Origin of the sequence: Bacillus paranthracis, assembly GCF_001883995.1 — a bacterium.
GTDB classification, from domain to species: Bacteria; Bacillota; Bacilli; order Bacillales; family Bacillaceae_G; genus Bacillus_A; species Bacillus_A paranthracis.
In genome coordinates this window covers 52626-71084 of sequence record NZ_MACE01000005.1, presented here as the reverse complement: position 1 = coordinate 71084, position 18459 = coordinate 52626, and the positions used below count along the sequence as shown (strand labels likewise).

The window sequence follows — 18459 nt, the reverse complement described above, 5'->3', positions numbered from 1 at the left end:
AAATCACTAGTTTTTCAAATACATATTTCTAAAGCTAGTATTATATTTCTCAAGGAGGAAATAAATCAATGGCAAAAAATAAGTCTTTTAACAAATTAATGGCTGGTACAATGACAGCTGCAATGGTAGCAGGAGTAGTAGCACCAGTTGCTACAGCAGCAGAAGAGAGTGCATTTAAAGATGTTCCTAAAGGACATTGGTCTGCAGATGCGATCAACTCTATGGCTGCAAAAGGTATTATCGTAGGTATTGGTGATGGCCTATTCGGATTTGGCGACGATGTAACTCGTGCTCAAGTAGCTACTTTCATGGTAAAAGCAAAAGGTATTGAACCTGGTTCAACGAAAACTCCATTCACAGATGTACCAGAAAGCAGCATTTATGCTAAATTCATCGCAGCTGCTGAAGCTAACAAAATCATGGCTGGTTTAGGTGACAATAAATTCGGTCCAGACGAGAAATTAACTCGTGCACAAATGGCACAGCTTCTTGTTAACGCATACGGTTTCAAAGCTGATGAAAACAACAAAAAATCTTTCAATGACATCGACGGTTTACCTTGGGCAACTGCAAAATCTTCAATTGAAACTCTTGCAAGCTTAGGTATCGTAGCTGGTGAAGGTGAAGGTAAATTTAATCCAAACGGTGTTGTAACTCGTGAGCAAGCTGCACAGTTCATCTACAATGCTATGAACTATCACCCAGAAGTAAAAACAGAAGCTAAAGTTGAATCTGTAAGTGCAATCAACGCTCAAGAAATTAAAGTTACATTCACAAACCCAGTAAATGAAAAAACTGCGGTTAACGAAGCTAACTACATTTTCAAACAAAATGGATCTAATTTAACAGCTGTTGATTTTGAAGGTGAAGCTGGTAAAAAAGGTGTTCTTTCAAAAGACGGTAAGAGCGTAACTTTCAAATTAGTAGCTGACAAAGCATTTGCTAACTCTGACAAATATGCAGTACATTCAACTACAGGCGTATTAGGTGCTGACTTAAAACCTGTAGAAAAATATCTTGATACAGAAAAAACATTCTCTGACTCAAAAGCTCCAGAATTATTAGGTGCACGCGTTGTTGGTAACGCAGTTGAATTAACATTCAACAAACCAGTAAAAGAAACTGCTGACGTTAAAATTGACGGCGTTAAAATCGAAGGTGCAAAAGTTGCAAGTAAAACACCAGGTGTATACACTTTAACAACTTCTGCAATTGCTGATAAGGGAATCTTCGCAAAAGGCGATCATGAAGTAGTTGTATATGATGCTGAAGATACATTACGCGTAAATGCTAATAAAGCTTCAATCTTAACTACAAAATACACTGTATCTTCTGATACAACAGCACCAGAAGTGAAAGCAGTTAAAGCTATTAACAACCGTACTTTCAAAGTTACATTCTCAGAACCATTAAGCCAACACCCTGAAGTAACTGTGAAGAAAGGTAACTACACATTCCCAACAGCAGCATATGATACTGTAGGTGGTAACGGTGTAGTACAATTTACAATTGATCCACAAGATGCAACTTCATACATCGTTTCTATTAAAGAAGATGCAAAGGATGCTCGTAATCCATTATATGCAAGTGGTGAGAAGAACGTTGACTTAAGTGTTAACCTTAAAAACTTCAAAGATACAGTAAACTTACTTGGTAAACCAGTTGATATGAGTGTTTCTTTAACTGAAGATACTGCTACACCAAAAGTATCTACTGATAGCTTAAACAAAATTGAAGGTAATAACTTACTAGTTAAGTTCAACGGTAAAATTGTTGTAAATAATAAAGACCAAATCGTAGTACGTGACAAAGATGGCGTAGTTGTAACATCTGAAATCACAACTGTTGGCGATGTATTAAACATTAAGCTTGCTTCAGCAGCAAAAGATGAGCCTTACACAGTAGAAGTAAAAGCTGGTGCTGTTAAGTTTGCAAAAGATGAGAACTTAGCTTCTTACTCTGTAAACACAAATAGCAACATTGCATTTAATACAACTGTTTCTACATCAGGTATTGTAACACCTGTCGTAGAAAAAAATGCTGACATTATTTCAATCGAAGGCGATGTAATCACTGTAAATTACGGTCAAGACATGAGCGGTAACGCGAAAGATGTAGAGAACTACAAAATTGACGGTAAAGCATTACCAGCAGGTACAACTGCAGAGTTCGTTGGTAGCAAACAAATCGTTAAGATTTCTTTACCTAAAAATTATTTCGCAAAAGCTCAAGATGCTAAATTTACAATTAGCACAAACGTATTAACTTCTTCTGGAAGCAAAGTAGTAGCTAACGCTCAAACAAAAGCTCCAGTTGAAAAATTAATCAACTTCGCTGATAACACAGCTCCAAAATTAGCTAGCGCTGTTTATGTGAAAGCTACAAATGAAGCTGAAGTTTCAAATACAATCAAAGTTACATTTGATGAAAACATTAAAGAGTTCCCTGCAGATGACGCTCAATTTATCAATGACTTAAAAGTTGTTGTAAATGGCAACAATGCAACAGTTAAAGGTATTAAGCATGGCGGCGAAAAAGAGAAAAACGTTGTTTACTTAACAACTGAAAAAGATCTAAACGTTGCTCAAGCTGCAACAATTAGTGTAGTACCAAAAGGTGCATATAACCCAGAAATCAACATTACAGATGCTGCAGGTAACAAGTTATCACTTGGTAACGTAACTGCATCAACGGCTGTAGTTGCTAAATAATAATAAATAGTATATCTGTTATTGATGAAAATCCCTTGTAGGAAATTTCCTACAAGGGATTTTCTATATGATTCAGTTATTTGCGAGCAGGAGACTCATGCTGTTTGATTGTTGCAAGAAGTAAACATAGTAAGTATAAAAAATGCCATGCCCTTAAAATAGGTGCATGGCATTTCAATGTTATTCAATTTCCAAATCAACAACCATATAAGCGAGTATGACAGTAAAGAATATACTTACAGCAGGTGCTGTTAATACGTGTCCAGACATAAAGCCAATACCGAGCGATAGGACGAGTGTGCTAGCTAGTAGCATGTGTTTTACGCTAAATAGTTTCTTGAAGTTTGTGATCAAGCGAATGAATATTTTTATACCGAAATAAAGAAGCGGCAGTAAATACATAAGGAAGCCGACAATTCCGAATGCAAAGAATAGGTCGTGGAAATCCATTTCGACTAGCTTCACTTTCGTTGTATAGTTACCAGCGTAGCCCATTCCGAATAGTTTTTGGGATAATGGTGCTTCTTTATAGTATTGTTTGTATACTTTTAAGAATTTGTCCCGATCACTATAAATTAAACTCTTCACTTCAGAGTCTGTTAGTTCACCTTTTGCGTGTTTTTTTGCATCCTCTGGATTTTCTTTAATTACTTTTCCTTCTTTTTTATCCTGTTCTTCTTGTACTGATTTTTTGTATTCGTATATTTGCATGTGGATTCCCATATTTTTTGCGATAGGAGTATGCGGTGTAAGAACAATTAAACCTCCTAGTACAACTGCTGCAACGATGGTGTTTACAAGATATGTGAATCCTTTTTTTTCTTTTTTACGGTTTATCATATATTCAATGAACGAGAAGAAAAGTGCTACGCCTAATGTTAGCACAATTGCACCATATCCAACTTTTGTTCCGACCATAATACTTGCATACATCGCAAGTATTGTTGGAATCCAGTAATATATTTTCGAGAAAGAAGTTGTTTTATAAATCGAATATAAGACAACGATTGGGAACATAATCGCGAAGAGAGCACTTAAATCATTTCCAGCAAAGAACCAACCTCTTGAGCCAATTTTTGAGTGAGGATAGCTTGGGAAATCAGTGCCAGTTTGCATTGCGATAATCATTGTGATGCTTAAAATTAAAGTTGCATATAAGAAATATGTAATGATTTTATGAAACACATATTCTTTATTTTTTAGCTCTTTAAAGACGATAATATATCCAAACAGTAGCACAATTGGATATATGCTCTTTAAAATAAATTTAACTTCTTCTCCAAATGAAACTGGAGATTTAACCATCATATTATTTACAAGACCGATTGCCAGTGCAATTCCGAGTAAACATAAATAGAGAATGTACTTTTTCGCGCCTTGTTGTTTATGATGAAGAAGTAGATAACCTAATGCAAGAAGCATAAAGGCGAAACGGACTACGATTCCGACTGTTGCGCTCATGTGTAATACATAGATTGAAAAAGACGTTAATAAATCTAAAATTGGTTGAAACACGATGAATAGCAGTAGGAAATGCGGGAAGTAGTTATCCGTCTGTTTTAACTTAGTAACCATATGTTCCTCCATTTCTTCATTCCTTTATTTCAGCACCCCTCTATATAATAGGAAGGGGAATGAATTTCTATATTTAATTTTTATATCAGACTTAAGAATACACCATTTCATTGTAATGGTAAATAGATGAAGAGCCGGGATAAACCGACTTTAATTTCTATATTTTTCAACGAAATTGTATGTTTTATGCAAGGCGATATACAAATTACGAGATTATTAGACAGAAAATTAAGAAAAAAGAAGGGTTTTTCACATCCTTTCTATAATTATATAAGTATAATCTTTGTGTAGAAAAGAGGGGTATATATAATGGAAGTAACAAGTAAAACAGAATCTGTCATTGTGAAATATGAAGGGCACGTTGCAACGGTTATGGTCAATCGCCCAGAGGTGTTAAATGCATTAGATGAACCAACGTTAAAAGAGTTATTACAAAAACTGAAAGAAGTAGCGGAGAGTTCTGCACACATTGTTGTGTTATGCGGGAACGGCCGTGGTTTTTCTGCGGGTGGAGATATTAAATCGATGCTTTCAAGTAATGATGAAAGCAAGTTTGATGGTATTATGAATACTATTTCTGAAGTCGTTGTGACTTTATATACGATGCCGAAGCTTGTTATTAGTGCTATTCATGGACCAACTGCTGGTCTTGGATTAAGTATTGCACTAACAGCTGACTATGTGATGGCAGATATATCATCAATTATTGCGATGAACTTTATTGGAATCGCTTTAATTCCAGATGGTGGCGGCCATTTCTTCCTTCAAAAGCGCGTTGGTGAAAATATGACGAAGCAAATTATTTGGGAAGGAAAGAAATTATCAGCAACAGAAGCGCTTGATATCGGTTTAATTGATGAAGTAATCGGCGAAGATTTCCAAACGGCTGTGAAGCAAAAAATTAGTGAATGGTCACAAAAGCCAATCAAAGCGATGATTCAAACGAAGCAAATTTTATGTGAAGTAAATCGCTCCAATTTAGAACAAACGCTGCAGCTTGAAAAACGCGGCCAATATGCGATGAGACAAACAGCAGATCATAAAGAGGGCATCGCTGCATTTTTAGAAAAACGTTTACCGGTATTTAAAGGAGAATAAAGTGTAGTGGCAGTTTTACTGCCGGTTAATTTAGGATAAAGGGGAGAAAGTGCTAACACATTTTAGTATAATTGTGTTAGCACTTTTTTTAAGGAGTAATGAATGAAGAAATTGATTGGCGTTATCGTTATTATTTTACTTACATATTATGCTTTGCATAGTACACCATCTCTTGCGGTACGGACTGCACTATTTTTTGAAGGGCATCCAATTGCTGCTTTCTCAGGTGAAGTGGAGAAAGAACGGGATGTGAAAAAAGAAGCGATTCCTGATGAGTACAAAACCTTATATGGAGAGAAGAAAGAAGAACCAGAGCATTATTTCTTTCCGGCAGTAAGGGCGCACGGATCAGGAATTGATATGTTAAGTGCTTGTGTGAAAAAAGAGTGGTTATTTTATAAGGCAGAGCTCGGCTGCTATTAAACATAGGAGGATGAATGATGTCAGCATATAACAAGTTAGTAAGAGATCGTGTTCCAGAGAAGATTTTAATGTCTGGAAAAACATATACAGCACAAAAATTAACAGGACAAGCATACATACAAGCTTTGGCGAAAATTGGAACAGAAGAAATTCGTGAATTTGCTTCTATGAAAGAGCGTGAACATGCGCTTGATTCTCTTGCGGATGCACTGGAAGTAATCATCTCATTAGCGCGTGCAGAAGGTGCAACAATTGAAGATGTAGAACGTCTTCGTAAGCAGAAAGAGATAGAGCGCGGTGGGTTTGAAAGAGGTATTTACTTGTTGGATGTTTCAGAAGAATAGATTTGTAGGGAAAGCATAGCGTTACTCATTAACGAACGCTATGCTTTTTTGTTGCGATTAAGCTAATAATGAAGAAGATAGCTGTTAATACCCAGCCAATTGTAATAGAAGTAGTAGTATGAACTGCATAAGAAACTTGTAAACAAAGTAATGATGCTAGAAACCAAATGAGTGCAATGTGTACATATTTTTTTGATATATTCATATTGTATAACTCCTTTTATATACTAAAGTGAATTTTACTATAATTTAGAAAATTAAGCTATATGAGTAGAGGATTTATAGTAAATTCGGTATACTAAATAATAGGAAAAATGAGGAGGAAACGACAATGGCACATTATGCGAAAGAAACGATGGAATTGATTAAGGAGCTTGTCTCTATTCCAAGTCCATCTGGAAATACAGATAAAATTATTCGTTTTATTGAAAACTATGTAAGTGAGTGGAATGTAGAAACGAAGCGTAACAATAAAGGTGCTCTTATTTTAACGGTAAAAGGGAAAAATGATGCACAGCATCGCTTATTAACAGCACACGTTGATACGTTAGGTGCGATGGTGAAAGAAATTAAGCCAGATGGTCGTCTCAGTCTTTCTATGATTGGCGGATTTCGCTGGAACTCTGTAGAAGGGGAATATTGCGAAATTGAAACATCAAGTGGCAAGACGTATACAGGAACGATTTTAATGCATCAAACATCTGTACATGTATATAAAGATGCAGGTGAAGCGAAACGCGATGAGAAAAATATTGAGGTTCGTATCGATGAGCGCGTATTTTCAGCTGATGAAGTACGTGAATTAGGAATTGAAGTAGGAGACTTCGTTTCATTTGATCCACGCGTTCAAATTACAGAGAGTGGATACATAAAATCACGTCATTTAGATGACAAAGTAAGTGTTGCAATTCTATTAAAATTAATTAAAAGATTACAAGATGAAAACGTAACATTACCATATACAACTCATTTCTTAATTTCTAACAATGAAGAGATTGGATACGGTGGTAACTCTAACATTCCAGAAGAAACGGTTGAATATTTAGCGGTTGATATGGGAGCGCTAGGTGATGGACAAGCATCTGACGAGTATACAGTATCTATTTGTGCAAAAGACTCTAGTGGTCCGTATCATTATGCACTACGTAAACATTTAGTAGAGCTTGCGAAAACGAACAATATTGAATATAAAGTAGATATTTATCCGTACTATGGATCGGATGCATCAGCTGCGATTCGAGCTGGATTTGATGTGAAGCATGCATTAATTGGAGCAGGTATTGATTCTTCTCATGCATTTGAGCGTACACATGAAAGTTCGATTGCTCATACAGAAGCGTTAGTATATGCGTATGTAATGTCTCATTTAATTGAAGAATAATTTCGTAGAAAATAAAGAGGGCTGATTGAAAATGTTATTTTTAATCAGCTTTTCATTTGGTGGGTAATGGATCGCTTTTTGAATTTTTATATTTATTCTTCCTTATATGTTCATCTTTAATAATATAGGCAGAAAACGTATTTACTACAGTGGTAGAATGTTATAAACTATTATAGGAGTTATTTTCCAATTGGTATTTTTTATATTAGTTTGATTAAGAGAATTGTATAACGTGAGATTTTGAGAGGAGATTTAATTTTTATGAAGTACAAGGCAATCGCTGCTGGTATGTTAGCAGCAAGTTTACTAGCTTATCCAGTTAGTAGTTTAGCAGAAACAAAGAAGTTTTCAGATGTTCGAGACGACTCATTTGCAAAAGACGCAATTTACTATTTAGTAGAGAGAGATGTAATTAGTGGTAGAACAAGTGATACGTTTGCGCCAAAGGGCCTTTTAACACGTGCTGAGGCAGCGACAATTATAGCGAAAGCAATTGGATTAAAAGTGGATCCAGTTGGGAAACCATCTTTTAATGATTCAAAAAATCATTGGGCAACTCAGTATATTGCAGCAATTGAAAAAGAAAATATTATTGCAGGCCGAGGAGCAGGCGTATTTGATCCTGATGGAAAAGTAACGCGTGCTGAAATGGCTTCTATGCTTGTGAAGGCTTATAAACTACAAGGGTTAGTACAATCCCCAATTACGAATAAATTTACTGATTTGGAAGGTCATTTCGGTAAAGAAGCAGCAAATATTTTAGTAGCGTTAGAGATTTCTGCTGGTACTGGTAAGACAATTTGGAGCCCAGATCTTTATATACCGCGTGAACAAGCAGCGCAAATGACGTATAAAGCGGACAAGCTAAAGAAAAATAATGATAATACGAGCAAACCAGAAGAAACAACGAAAGAAATGTATATAGATCGTAAGTTCATTACATATCACCAACCATCTTTATCATCAGGAATCACTGACTTGCAGCATGATCCACAAAAAGTTGTAGTAAAAGAAGAGCGAGATGGATGGATTAAAATTGTAACGAGCAAAGGTGAGAAGTGGACACCTTTAAAAGAAAAAACAGAAGTTATTAATGAAGGATTTACAACATATGCAGAAGCGTCACATTCTTCTAAAGTACTAGGGAAATATGGAGCACAAACAGTAACGGTTATTGAGGAAAAAGATAGCTGGATTCGTATCCGTACAAATAGTGGTTTCCAATGGGTTGATAAAAATCAATTAAACCCAGTAAAACAAGAGAACTTCTTAGAAGGTAAAGCAATTATTATTGATCCAGGTCACGGTGGAATTGACTCGGGTAATGTTGGTTATTACGAGAAAGAAAGTCAAATCGTATTAGATACATCTTTACGATTACAAAAACTATTTGAGAAAAAGACACCATTTACTGTTAAGTTAACACGTACGAACGATACACGCCCAGGAGTAGATGCTAGTGATTCTTTAAGAAAAAGAGTAGAATTTGCTAATGAAAATAATGGTGATATTTTCGTAAGTATTCACGGTAACGGTTCTACAGGTAAAGATGGACACGGCACAGAAACATTCTATTATGCAGCAGCACCGACAAAATCAACGAATCCACATACGGAAGACAGTCGCTTATTAGCAGAAAAAATTCAAAAGCGCCTTGTAGCAGCTCTTGGAACAAAAGATCGTGGTGTGAAAAAGGATAATTGGTACGTAGTAAAATATAATACAATGCCAGCTGTATTAGCAGAATTAGCATTTGTAGATAATAAGGATGATGCAAATAAAATCGCTACACCAGCACAGAAGCAAAGTGCAGCAGAAGCAATTTATCAAGGTATTTTAGACTATTACGAAGCAAAGGGTAATAACGTATCTTCTTTCCGTTAATACATTAAAAGAGATTGCCAATAGGCAGTCTCTTTTATTTATTAACGTTTCTCTTTATTTCAGGCATGTGATATCATTTAATTTTATATAAGAAAGTATTGTAATTATAACGATATAGAGGATGATCATAGATTGAATAATCATAGGAAAACACCTGCATGTATATATACGTATGCATTTCGTGAGGAGGAGCGTGCTTTATGTTACTTGGAAATGCGCTCGTTCTTTGGAATGGAGTCCCACGTTAATATTTTGAAAAGTGATGTCAAAATTGACCCGAGTAGAAGTCCTTTTATGAAAGAGCGCGTTGAGGTTATGTATGAAGGAGACGACTTAGAAAGTATTTTGGAACAAGTAGAACAAATTGATTTGGCGGGGGCGACGTTCAAAGTTATCTTCGTTAAAATTAATGACCTTGTTGGAGAGAATAAAATTGAATATGGAGAAAGACGTCTGATAGAGCGAGACCTCGGCATGCATATTGAAGGAGAAGCGGATGTTCGTAATCCAGAGCGTGTATTCGGGATTGTTCCTCTTGGAGGACGCTGGTATTTCGGGCACTATGTAGAAAGTGAACCAGTTTGGTATCACCACATAAAAAAACCACGTAGCTATTCGACATCTCTTAGCACACGCGTTGCAAGATCCGTTGCAAATATTGCGGTGCCAAATCCAGAGGGAGTAAGAGCGATTGATCCGTGCTGCGGCATTGGAACGGTTGTAGTAGAAGCTCTTTCGATGGGAATTAACATTGTTGGTAGAGATATAAGCCCGCTCGTTGCGATTGGAGCGAGAGAAAATATTGCGCACTTCGGATTCGATGGGACGATAACGAAAGGTCCGATCGAGGAGATTACGGAGAACTATGACGTCGCAATTATCGACATGCCATATGACTTATTTACGCACGCAACACCAGAAAATCAGCTCTCCATTCTTTCAAGCGCACGCCGCATTGCTAAAAAGGTAGTCGTTGTCACAATGGAAACAATGGACGATATGATTCATGAAGCAGGATTTGAAATTATAGATCGTTGCACTACAAAAAAAGGAACATTTTCTAGACAAATTCTTGTTTGTGAATAAGGAAGAAAGGTCACCCGTTTGGGTGACCTTTTTTTGCTTTGTATGAATGTGTGATTGGTTGGTGGAATGGAGGAGGGATTTGGCGAAATTTGTCGGTAAGTCGATATTCCATGTCGAATCGTCGATAAATTTAAAAAATCGCCGATATATTGTGTGAAATCGCTGATATATTCCGAGAATCGTCGATATCGTTACATTAGTATATTACTGTTCTTTTAATTTCTCTTGTTGTGCAAGTAGTAAATTGCGCAAGATGTGTCCGCGGTAACTTTCTAGTTTGCGTCCTTCATGATAACGCACGCCTAATTTTTTTAGTTCAGCTACGTACCAGCCTTTTGTTCCGTAATACATTGGATCACTTCCTTTTTGCTTTTGAACAGTATATGTTGGGGATGGAAGTAACTTTCCATTGAAAATAATAAGCCTGGCTGTATCAAGTGGTTCCATAAAATGGATTCCGGATTGTGTATAAAAAAATAGACAGTACTGTATGCTTTTTCAAACAATGTATACAAATTTATCCCGCATTAACGGGCAGTAAGACCCCCCACCTCAAAAGTCAGCGGAAGCAAAGAAGTTAGGTGGGGGATCAACTGCCCGTAAAAGCCCGATTGGTTCAACTAATAATCAGTGGGAGATGAACAAAACTCCCACTGATTAAAGTTTCACTTTATACCCTATGCGTTGGCATGATATTTGCAATGAAAAGAGTATCAACATATAGGGGAGAGATAGAAATGAAGGTTAGTAAAGTGTACACGACAATTGATGCGCACGTAGCTGGGGAACCGCTTCGAATTATTACGGGTGGTGTGCCAAAAATAAAAGGAGAAACGCAGCTAGAAAGACGTGCATATTGCATGGAACATTTGGATCATCTTCGCGAAGTTCTTATGTATGAACCGAGAGGACATCACGGTATGTACGGTTGTATCATTACTCCGCCTGCCAGTGCTCACGCTGACTTTGGCGTATTATTTATGCACAATGAAGGATGGAGTACGATGTGTGGACACGGCATTATCGCTGTTATTACAGTTGGAATTGAGACAGGTATGTTTGAAGTGACAGGTGAGAAACAAAAGTTCATTATTGATAGCCCCGCTGGGGAAGTCATTGCGTACGCAACATATAGGGGGAGTGAAGTAGAGTCCGTATCATTTGAAAATGTTCCTTCATTTGTATACAAAAAAGACGTTCCTATTAAAATAGATGACTATGAATTTCAAGTAGATATCGTATTTGGCGGAGCATTCTACGCTGTTGTGGATAGTAAAGAATTTGGTTTGAAAGTTGATTTTAAAGACTTAGCTGCTATTCAAACGTGGGGCGGTAAAATTAAGCACTACATCGAGAGTAAAATGGAAGTAAAACATCCACTTGAAGAAGGGTTAAAAGGAATATACGGCGTTATTTTCTCAGATGAACCGAAAGGGGAAGACGCAACGTTACGAAATGTAACAATCTTCGCTGATGGGCAAGTAGACCGTTCTCCTTGCGGTACAGGAACTTCCGCAAGAATCGCAACTCTTTTTGCAAAAGATGCTTTACAAAAGGGAGAAATTTTCGTCCACCAATGTATTACTGACGGGAAATTCGAGGGAGAAGTATTGTCGGTAACAGCGGTACATACATATGAAGCTGTCGTTCCGAAAGTAACGGGGCATGCATTTATTACAGGATTTCATCAGTTCGTTGTAGACCCGAGAGATGATTTGAATCGGGGATTTTTGTTAGGATAGAAGGAGGAGGTGGAAATATATGCTAGTCATAAGCGCGAACGAACAACGAAACTTAGTAAATATGAATGAAGTCATTGAATATGCGGCGCTTGCCTTAAAAGAGTTTTCCGCAGAAAGAACAATCACGCCAATTCGCGGTTCATTACCATTTGCGAACGAGCAAAATACGGCATTAATTATGCCTTCAGTCGCAGAAGGGCTTGAGGCACTTGGTTTAAAAGTAGTAACAGTAGTCCCCGAGAACAAAAAGATAGGAAAGAAAACGATAAACGGGATTGTGATGCTATCAGACTTTCAAACGGGAGAACCGCTCGCACTGTTAGAAGGATCCTACTTAACGATGATTCGAACAGGCGCCCTATCAGGAGTAGCGACAAAACATTTAGCTCGTCATAACGCAAAAACTTTATGCATCATCGGGACAGGCGAACAGGCAAAAGGAATTGCTGAAGCTATATTCGCGGTTAGAGATATTGAAAAAGTCATTTTATACAATCGAACAGAAGAAAAGGCGTATGCATTCTCGCAATATATACAAGAGAAATTCAATAAACCTGCGTACGTTTACACAAGTGCAAATGAAGCAATAAGCGAAGCAGACATCATCGTCACAACTACGAACGCATCCACACCAGTCTTCTCAAAAAAACTACAAAAAGGCGTCCACGTAAACGCCGTCGGTTCATTTAGGCCGAACATGCAAGAATTACCATCCCACGCCATCGCCCAAGCAACCAAAGTAGTAGTCGAATCAAAAGACGCAGCATTAGAAGAAACAGGTGATCTTCAAGTTCCAATAAAAGAAGGTCTATTTGAAGCAAGCGACATCCATGCCGAACTTGGTCAAATTATAAGCGGCGAAAAAGCCGGCCGTGAAAACGATGAAGAGATTACTGTTTTTAAATCGGTTGGTTTGGCGGTAGTGGATATTATTGTTGCAAAGTATTTGTATGAGAGAGCGGTGGAGCGCGGAGTTGGAGAGAGGATTGAGTTTTGAGAGGGGCTGCCTTTTGGTGGTCTTTTTTTGTTGATATGGAAAAATGTTATTTTTCCATAATTTTTATTACTGCTGCTATCTTTTTAAATAGCATACTGATCTCATCAAAATCTATGAAACCAAGAACGGCGTTTGTAGTTGAAGTAGAAATCAATTCAAAAATAAAATGTTTTTTAAGTGAAGGTTGTCTCGCTAATCTGTGAGGTAATAAGACAAATTTTTTCTCTCATAAACTAAAGGAAAAGTATTGAGAGGAGAAGGAATATGAAAGGTGTAATTAGAGCTGTTAATATTAAGGAAATTGTACCTATTTATGTAGAAAGTGTTTCTGAAACAGTTAAGGGTAGGATGATGAATTGTATAAAAAATGGAGAAGGGGTATCTATTCTTCCTAAAGTAGAGAAATCCCTCGATGGAAAAAAGTATTATTTAATATCGGGATATATAGCATATGAGGCTTATAAGAGTGTGGGGAAACAGTATATTGATTGCATTGTCAGCGCACTGTCTAATGAAACTGAGCAAACAGTTTTATTATTACAAAGCATGTTTCAAGTAGCCGGAGTTAATTGGATGGATAAATCTATTTTGATTTTTCAACTATTAGAAAAGGGATTAGATATAGATAAGATTGCAAGACGAGTAGGGGTGAAAAAACAAGATTTAGAGAGATATTTGATTCATTCGGAAATTCCACCTGAAATAGCAAATAAAGCTTACGATTTACAATGTATACCACTTGTGGATAAAGTCAGACGTTTACATGTTACGTATAACTTAAAGTATCGTCTTTATGAAAAAGCGGTGTTAAATAAGAGGGGCTCAGAGAGGTTAACGCATGATAAGTTGGAGAAAATAAAATGGTTGTTAAATTCCACTAGCTTTAATGAACTTTATGATATAGAGCTTCAGTGGGAGCATATGCTGGACATGATGAACTATAAGAAGTTATTAATAAATCAGTTTCAGTCGAAAATTGAAAGGCAATTATCCCAGTGGGGAAATCCCTCGGATGATGATGATTTTCCAAGGCTACCAAATTAGATAAAAAACGTATTTTCAAAGGGGGGAGGAATCCCCCTTTGAATTATTCTATATATAATTAGAGGGGCAGTTCAAATTTTATTCTGCCTTGTTTACCATTCCCGCCATTCTTCTGTTATATCTTCTTCGGATTCTAAGCCAGCTATTTGTGCTGCTGCATCGATAAATTCATAGAGATCTTCTCTTTCCATTGTTTCGATAAAATGGTTATGTTCGATATTTAGTTCATTTAATTTAATAACGACCCCTTTAACAACTCGCATTACTTCGACCTCGGTTGGATTCTCACCTAATTGCTGTAAATTGTTAATGTAAGTGTCAAGAATCTTATTTGTTGCACTTATATTTTCTTCAGTGAAAAATTCCCCATCTTCATCATACTCAACCCATGAGGTTGTTGGTTTGTTCTTTTTCAATTCATCAAATGTCATGATAACCTCCTAAATGTGTTTTTTATCTTTAATCTCATTCTACATTTTCAATCATATATAACAATCATTTAAGAGAAATTTTTTAGGCTACTAGTTTTTTAACTTATTTTGCTCTTCGCATCAATATAGTTTATCGCAAGAATGCATGAATAGATTTCAAACCTTCTAGTTTTACAAAAAAGTTTGACTTTATATAGAGGTAGTGGTAATTTAAAACTTATAAGAAAACTCGGGATTAATTCCGAGTTTTCTTATGGGTATAACTAGTTTGAGGGGGCCGAAAGATGAAACGGAAATTATTTGCATTACCATTTGTCCTAATACTACTTATTGCATTAGCGGCTTGTTCTGGAGGAAAAGATTCTTCGAAGCAAGCGGGCACTAGTAAATCAGGGACTCCGAAAGACGGGGGGACGTTAACGATTGGCGTTAGCGATAACCCAGAGACGATGAATCCGCTTTATGCGAATGATCGTGTGTCGTTAACGGTGCAGCAAGCTTTATATGCACCGCTGTATCATATGGAAGACGGTAAGAAGAAGTTTGTTCTTGCTGAAAGCTTTACGCCTTCAGAAGATCAATTAACGTGGACGTTAAAATTAAAAGATAATTTGAAATGGCATGATGGTAAGAAAATTACATCAGACGACATAGCATTTACATTCCAATCTATTTTAGATGAGAAGCAAAATAGCTCAAGTCGTGAAAACTTTGTTTTTAAAGGAAAACCGCTTGAGGTGAAAAAGGTAGATGAGTTAACAACTCAATTCGTTTTACCACAAGTAAGTGCATCTTTTGAAGGTGTGATGAATGATTTCTTCCCAATTCCGAAACATGTATTTGAAGGGGAAGCAGATTTAGCAAAGAGTAAGAAAAACTTACAACCTGTCGGATCAGGTCCGTTTAAGTTTAAAGAGTATAAGTCTGATGAGTACGTTGCATTAGATCGATTTGATGATTATGTAGGTGGTAAAGCTAAATTAGATTCTATCGTATACCGCGTTGTAAAAGATCGTAATACAGCAAATGTTTCACTACAAAATGGTCAAATCAACATGAAGATGATTGAGCCACAAGACTTTAAGAAATTAGATAGCACTGGGAACTTCTCAATGGTGACATTCCCAGAAGGTAGATTATTCTACTTATCTTATAACATGAATACAGATCTGATGAAGAAAAAAGAAGTGCGCCAAGCAATTGCGCATGCATTAGATAAGAAAGAAATGATTAACTCAGCATTCGTTTCTAGTCAATTTGCAGAACCGGCAAATTCAATTTTAACGCCAGACGCTATGTATTATGCAAAAGACATTAAAGATTATAAGTATGATAAAAAAGAAGCAAAAGATTTATTAGCGAAAGCTGGCGTGAAAGATAAAGAAAAAGTACGCGTTATGTATGTAACGAATAATAAAATTATGGAAAGCTTAGCACTTTATACACAGCAAAAATTACAAGAAGTTGGCTTAGAAGTTGAACTGAATGCATTAGATGCTAGTGCAGCAAGTGACAAAAGCTTAGATAAAGAGAATAAAGAATTCGATATTACATTCGGTGGTTACATAATGGGACCTGAGCCAGATTCATATAAGAGCTTATTCTTAAGTAATGCTGAATACAACTATGCACGTTATAAAAACGCTGATTTCGATAAGTTATGGGAAGAAGCTGCAGTTGAAACAGATAAAACAAAACGCGCAGAACTATATCATAAAATTCAAGAAACAGCTAGAGAAGATTTACCTTATCTACCAATTGCGTATCCGAAAGCAGTTATTGCAGTAGATAAAAAGTTTGATGGATTGAAAGAAGCAAAAGCAATTCCTGTCACAATGTTTGAAGATGTATCTAAGATTTATGAAGTGAAATAAGAAACAAACAGTAAAGAAGCTGGTGGAAATCAGCTTCTTTAGCTTGAGGGGGGAAGTTTGTGTATAAAGTAATTGCAAAGAGGCTTTTAAATGCAATTCCGCTTTTATTTGTTATTTCTATTATTTCTTTTCTATTAATAAAACTAGCGCCAGGTGATCCTGTTCGAAACTTTGTCACACCGAATATGAGTCCGATTGATGTTGAGCGTATTCGCAAAAGTTTAGGGCTCGATCAACCAATTTATATGCAGTATATTTTATGGCTGAAAAATATTTTAACAGGGAACTTTGGTTACTCACTGCAAAATCACCGTCCTGTTTTAGATCTTATTGTAGAAAGGTTACCTGCGACAATCGGCTTAATGGGATCGTCTTTACTCGTCTCATTTGTAATTGCAATCCCGCTTGGACTACTTACAGGTGTGAAAAAGAATTCTATCTTTGATCGCATTGTAAACTTTATTTCTTATGTGGGAATCTCAATGCCAGTCTTTTGGTTCGCGTTACTATTAATCTACTTGTTCTCTTTAAAGTTGAATTTTCTTCCAAGTATGGGTATGCGTACAGTCGGGCAAGATTCCTTCTTGGATATTGTGCAGCACGGTATTTTACCTTGTATGGTGCTTGCGTTCCAAAACGTTTCTGTTTATATGAGATATATTCGTTCCAGTACAATTCAACAGTTAGAAGAAGACTATGTACAAATTCAATATGCGTACGGTGCTTCGAAGAAAACAGTTTTATTTAACCACGTACTTCGAAATGTATTAATACCGATCATTACAATTTTCGGATTATCTATTCCAAGTTTAGTTGGCGGAGCGTTTATTACGGAAACAGTATTTTCATGGCCAGGTCTTGGTTCACTTGGGGTAAATGCTATTTTTAGATTTGATTATCCAATTATTATGGCAATTACATTACTATCATCCTTCATGTTAATTCTCGGTAACTTAATTGCTGATATTTTATATGGCGTAGTAGATCCGCGCATTCGAATGAGGGGGTGATTTGGAATGAATAATAGGAGATTTCAAACGATAAAAAGTAGTTTTACGAAAAATAAGTTTGTACTAATGGGAGTTATTATACTGGCGGTTTTAACGATTGCATCGATATTCGCATTTGTATCGCCTTACGATCCTAGTAAAATGTCAATTCCAGATCGCTTACAAGAACCAAGTGTGAGTCATCCTTTCGGAACGGATGATTACGGAAGAGATTACTTAACTAGGGCGTTATATGGTGGAAGAGTTTCACTTGCGGTCGGTTTTCTAGCGATGGTTGTTTCTATTACAATCGGTACCGCAGTTGGAACAATTAGCGGATATTTTGGCGGAAAGTTAGACAACTTCTTAATGCGAGTTGTTGAAGTGCTTATGTCAATTCCATCATTCTTCTTAATGTTACTATTAAATGCTTATTTAAAACCAGGAATTACAACGTTAGTTCTTATTATCGGATTACTAACATGGATGGACACCGCTCGTATCGTAAGGGCAGAGACTTTATCTGTAAAAGAGCGTGAGTACGTTTTATATGCAAAAGTGTCAGGACAAAAATCACTCACGATTATTGTAAGACATATCATTCCTAACATTTTATCAACCATTATTATCGCCGCGACATTAACGATTGCGACATCAATTTTAATGGAATCATCACTTAGTTTCTTAGGTTTAGGTATTAGAGAACCAGATTCTTCTTGGGGCAGCATGCTAAACAATGCGCAAGGATATATTGGCGAAGCTTGGTATTTAACACTCTTCCCAGGATTCCTTATTCTTTTAACGGTACTTAGTTTTAACGTAATTGGTGAAGCGTTGAAGAAAGCTTTCGCACCAAAAGGAGCTGGAAATGAAAACTAAA

17 protein-coding genes are annotated in these 18459 nt (G+C 36.6%); 13 read left to right on the top strand and 4 right to left on the bottom strand.

From position 1 onward, the window contains the following. The first annotated feature begins 68 nt into the window (after positions 1-68). On the top strand, positions 69-2711 hold the full coding sequence (locus BAQ46_RS00850; protein ID WP_071741497.1) for an S-layer homology domain-containing protein: 2643 nt from the start codon (positions 69-71) through the stop codon (positions 2709-2711). Positions 2712-2891: 180 nt separating this feature from the next. On the opposite strand, the gene BAQ46_RS00845 is transcribed toward BAQ46_RS00850, so the two are convergent. Then, entirely contained in the window at positions 2892-4286 is a 1395-nt protein-coding gene (locus BAQ46_RS00845) for an O-antigen ligase family protein (protein ID WP_061131405.1), read from the bottom strand. A 309-nt stretch (positions 4287-4595) separates the two neighbouring features. Between BAQ46_RS00845 and BAQ46_RS00840 the strand changes: the two genes are divergently transcribed. From BAQ46_RS00840 to BAQ46_RS00830, 3 genes are all read left to right on the top strand, one after another. Next, positions 4596-5384, top strand: a complete 789-nt coding sequence (locus BAQ46_RS00840; protein WP_016716599.1) for an enoyl-CoA hydratase — start codon at positions 4596-4598, stop codon at positions 5382-5384. Between the two features lie 102 nt (positions 5385-5486). Next, positions 5487-5807, top strand: coding sequence for a hypothetical protein (locus BAQ46_RS00835; RefSeq protein WP_016716600.1), 321 nt, complete (start codon positions 5487-5489; stop codon positions 5805-5807). Positions 5808-5824: 17 nt separating this feature from the next. Beyond that, positions 5825-6151 carry a nucleoside triphosphate pyrophosphohydrolase gene (locus BAQ46_RS00830; protein WP_001277353.1) on the top strand — a complete coding sequence of 109 codons (327 nt, stop codon included), beginning with the start codon at positions 5825-5827 and terminating at the stop codon, positions 6149-6151. Between the two features lie 28 nt (positions 6152-6179). On the opposite strand, the gene BAQ46_RS30515 is transcribed toward BAQ46_RS00830, so the two are convergent. Next, positions 6180-6356, bottom strand: a complete 177-nt coding sequence (locus BAQ46_RS30515) for a hypothetical protein (protein WP_001027096.1) — start codon at positions 6354-6356, stop codon at positions 6180-6182. 126 nt (positions 6357-6482) lie between these two features. Here BAQ46_RS30515 and BAQ46_RS00820 point away from each other — a divergent pair, with 126 nt between their 5' ends. From BAQ46_RS00820 to BAQ46_RS00810, 3 genes are all read left to right on the top strand, one after another. Beyond that, positions 6483-7532: a M42 family metallopeptidase gene (locus tag BAQ46_RS00820; RefSeq protein ID WP_016716601.1), complete on the top strand. Its 1050-nt coding sequence runs from the start codon at positions 6483-6485 to the stop codon at positions 7530-7532. 261 nt (positions 7533-7793) lie between these two features. Beyond that, entirely contained in the window at positions 7794-9416 is a 1623-nt protein-coding gene (locus BAQ46_RS00815) for an N-acetylmuramoyl-L-alanine amidase (protein WP_071741496.1), read from the top strand. A 132-nt stretch (positions 9417-9548) separates the two neighbouring features. Further along, positions 9549-10502, top strand: coding sequence for a TRM11 family SAM-dependent methyltransferase (locus BAQ46_RS00810; protein ID WP_071741495.1), 954 nt, complete (start codon positions 9549-9551; stop codon positions 10500-10502). Positions 10503-10706: 204 nt separating this feature from the next. Here BAQ46_RS00810 and BAQ46_RS29960 read toward each other — a convergent pair whose 3' ends face one another. Beyond that, positions 10707-10949: a YflJ family protein gene (locus BAQ46_RS29960; protein WP_000433493.1), complete on the bottom strand. Its 243-nt coding sequence runs from the start codon at positions 10947-10949 to the stop codon at positions 10707-10709. A 242-nt stretch (positions 10950-11191) separates the two neighbouring features. On the opposite strand from BAQ46_RS29960, the gene BAQ46_RS00800 reads away from it, so the two are divergent. From BAQ46_RS00800 to BAQ46_RS00785, 3 genes are all read left to right on the top strand, one after another. Then, entirely contained in the window at positions 11192-12244 is a 1053-nt protein-coding gene (locus BAQ46_RS00800) for a proline racemase family protein (RefSeq protein WP_175879538.1), read from the top strand. Positions 12245-12263: 19 nt separating this feature from the next. Then, positions 12264-13241 (top strand): ornithine cyclodeaminase family protein, encoded by a 978-nt coding sequence (locus BAQ46_RS00795; RefSeq protein WP_071741494.1) that lies wholly within the window; start codon positions 12264-12266, stop codon positions 13239-13241. A gap of 264 nt (positions 13242-13505) precedes the next feature. Then, on the top strand, positions 13506-14285 hold the full coding sequence (locus tag BAQ46_RS00785) for a ParB/RepB/Spo0J family partition protein (protein ID WP_000679347.1): 780 nt from the start codon (positions 13506-13508) through the stop codon (positions 14283-14285). Positions 14286-14377: 92 nt separating this feature from the next. Here the strand turns inward: BAQ46_RS00785 and BAQ46_RS00780 are convergent, their stop codons facing one another. Then, complete coding sequence (locus tag BAQ46_RS00780; RefSeq protein ID WP_000141770.1) at positions 14378-14716, bottom strand: hypothetical protein; 339 nt, start codon at positions 14714-14716, stop codon at positions 14378-14380. Positions 14717-15000: 284 nt separating this feature from the next. On the opposite strand from BAQ46_RS00780, the gene BAQ46_RS00775 reads away from it, so the two are divergent. The 3 genes from BAQ46_RS00775 to BAQ46_RS00765 are packed head-to-tail and all read left to right on the top strand — an operon-like array spanning position 15001 to position 18458. Next, the gene (locus tag BAQ46_RS00775; protein WP_000823586.1) at positions 15001-16590 is read left to right on the top strand and encodes an ABC transporter substrate-binding protein; all 1590 of its coding nucleotides are present in this window, start codon (positions 15001-15003) and stop codon (positions 16588-16590) included. Between the two features lie 59 nt (positions 16591-16649). Continuing rightward, positions 16650-17600 carry an ABC transporter permease gene (locus BAQ46_RS00770; RefSeq protein ID WP_000278764.1) on the top strand — a complete coding sequence of 317 codons (951 nt, stop codon included), beginning with the start codon at positions 16650-16652 and terminating at the stop codon, positions 17598-17600. Positions 17601-17606: 6 nt separating this feature from the next. Continuing rightward, the gene (locus tag BAQ46_RS00765; protein WP_071741493.1) at positions 17607-18458 is read left to right on the top strand and encodes an ABC transporter permease; all 852 of its coding nucleotides are present in this window, start codon (positions 17607-17609) and stop codon (positions 18456-18458) included. Position 18459: the final 1 nt, after the last annotated feature.

Coding starts and splice junctions, on each gene's coding strand:
- BAQ46_RS00850 (WP_071741497.1), top strand. CDS start 69: ATGGCAAAAAATAAGTCTTTTAACAAATTAATGGCTGGTACAATGACA.
- BAQ46_RS00845 (WP_061131405.1), bottom strand. CDS start 4,286: ATGGTTACTAAGTTAAAACAGACGGATAACTACTTCCCGCATTTCCTA.
- BAQ46_RS00840 (WP_016716599.1), top strand. CDS start 4,596: ATGGAAGTAACAAGTAAAACAGAATCTGTCATTGTGAAATATGAAGGG.
- BAQ46_RS00835 (WP_016716600.1), top strand. CDS start 5,487: ATGAAGAAATTGATTGGCGTTATCGTTATTATTTTACTTACATATTAT.
- BAQ46_RS00830 (WP_001277353.1), top strand. CDS start 5,825: ATGTCAGCATATAACAAGTTAGTAAGAGATCGTGTTCCAGAGAAGATT.
- BAQ46_RS30515 (WP_001027096.1), bottom strand. CDS start 6,356: ATGAATATATCAAAAAAATATGTACACATTGCACTCATTTGGTTTCTA.
- BAQ46_RS00820 (WP_016716601.1), top strand. CDS start 6,483: ATGGCACATTATGCGAAAGAAACGATGGAATTGATTAAGGAGCTTGTC.
- BAQ46_RS00815 (WP_071741496.1), top strand. CDS start 7,794: ATGAAGTACAAGGCAATCGCTGCTGGTATGTTAGCAGCAAGTTTACTA.
- BAQ46_RS29960 (WP_000433493.1), bottom strand. CDS start 10,949: ATGGAACCACTTGATACAGCCAGGCTTATTATTTTCAATGGAAAGTTA.
- BAQ46_RS00800 (WP_175879538.1), top strand. CDS start 11,192: ATGATATTTGCAATGAAAAGAGTATCAACATATAGGGGAGAGATAGAA.
- BAQ46_RS00795 (WP_071741494.1), top strand. CDS start 12,264: ATGCTAGTCATAAGCGCGAACGAACAACGAAACTTAGTAAATATGAAT.
- BAQ46_RS00785 (WP_000679347.1), top strand. CDS start 13,506: ATGAAAGGTGTAATTAGAGCTGTTAATATTAAGGAAATTGTACCTATT.
- BAQ46_RS00780 (WP_000141770.1), bottom strand. CDS start 14,716: ATGACATTTGATGAATTGAAAAAGAACAAACCAACAACCTCATGGGTT.
- BAQ46_RS00775 (WP_000823586.1), top strand. CDS start 15,001: ATGAAACGGAAATTATTTGCATTACCATTTGTCCTAATACTACTTATT.
- BAQ46_RS00765 (WP_071741493.1), top strand. CDS start 17,607: ATGAATAATAGGAGATTTCAAACGATAAAAAGTAGTTTTACGAAAAAT.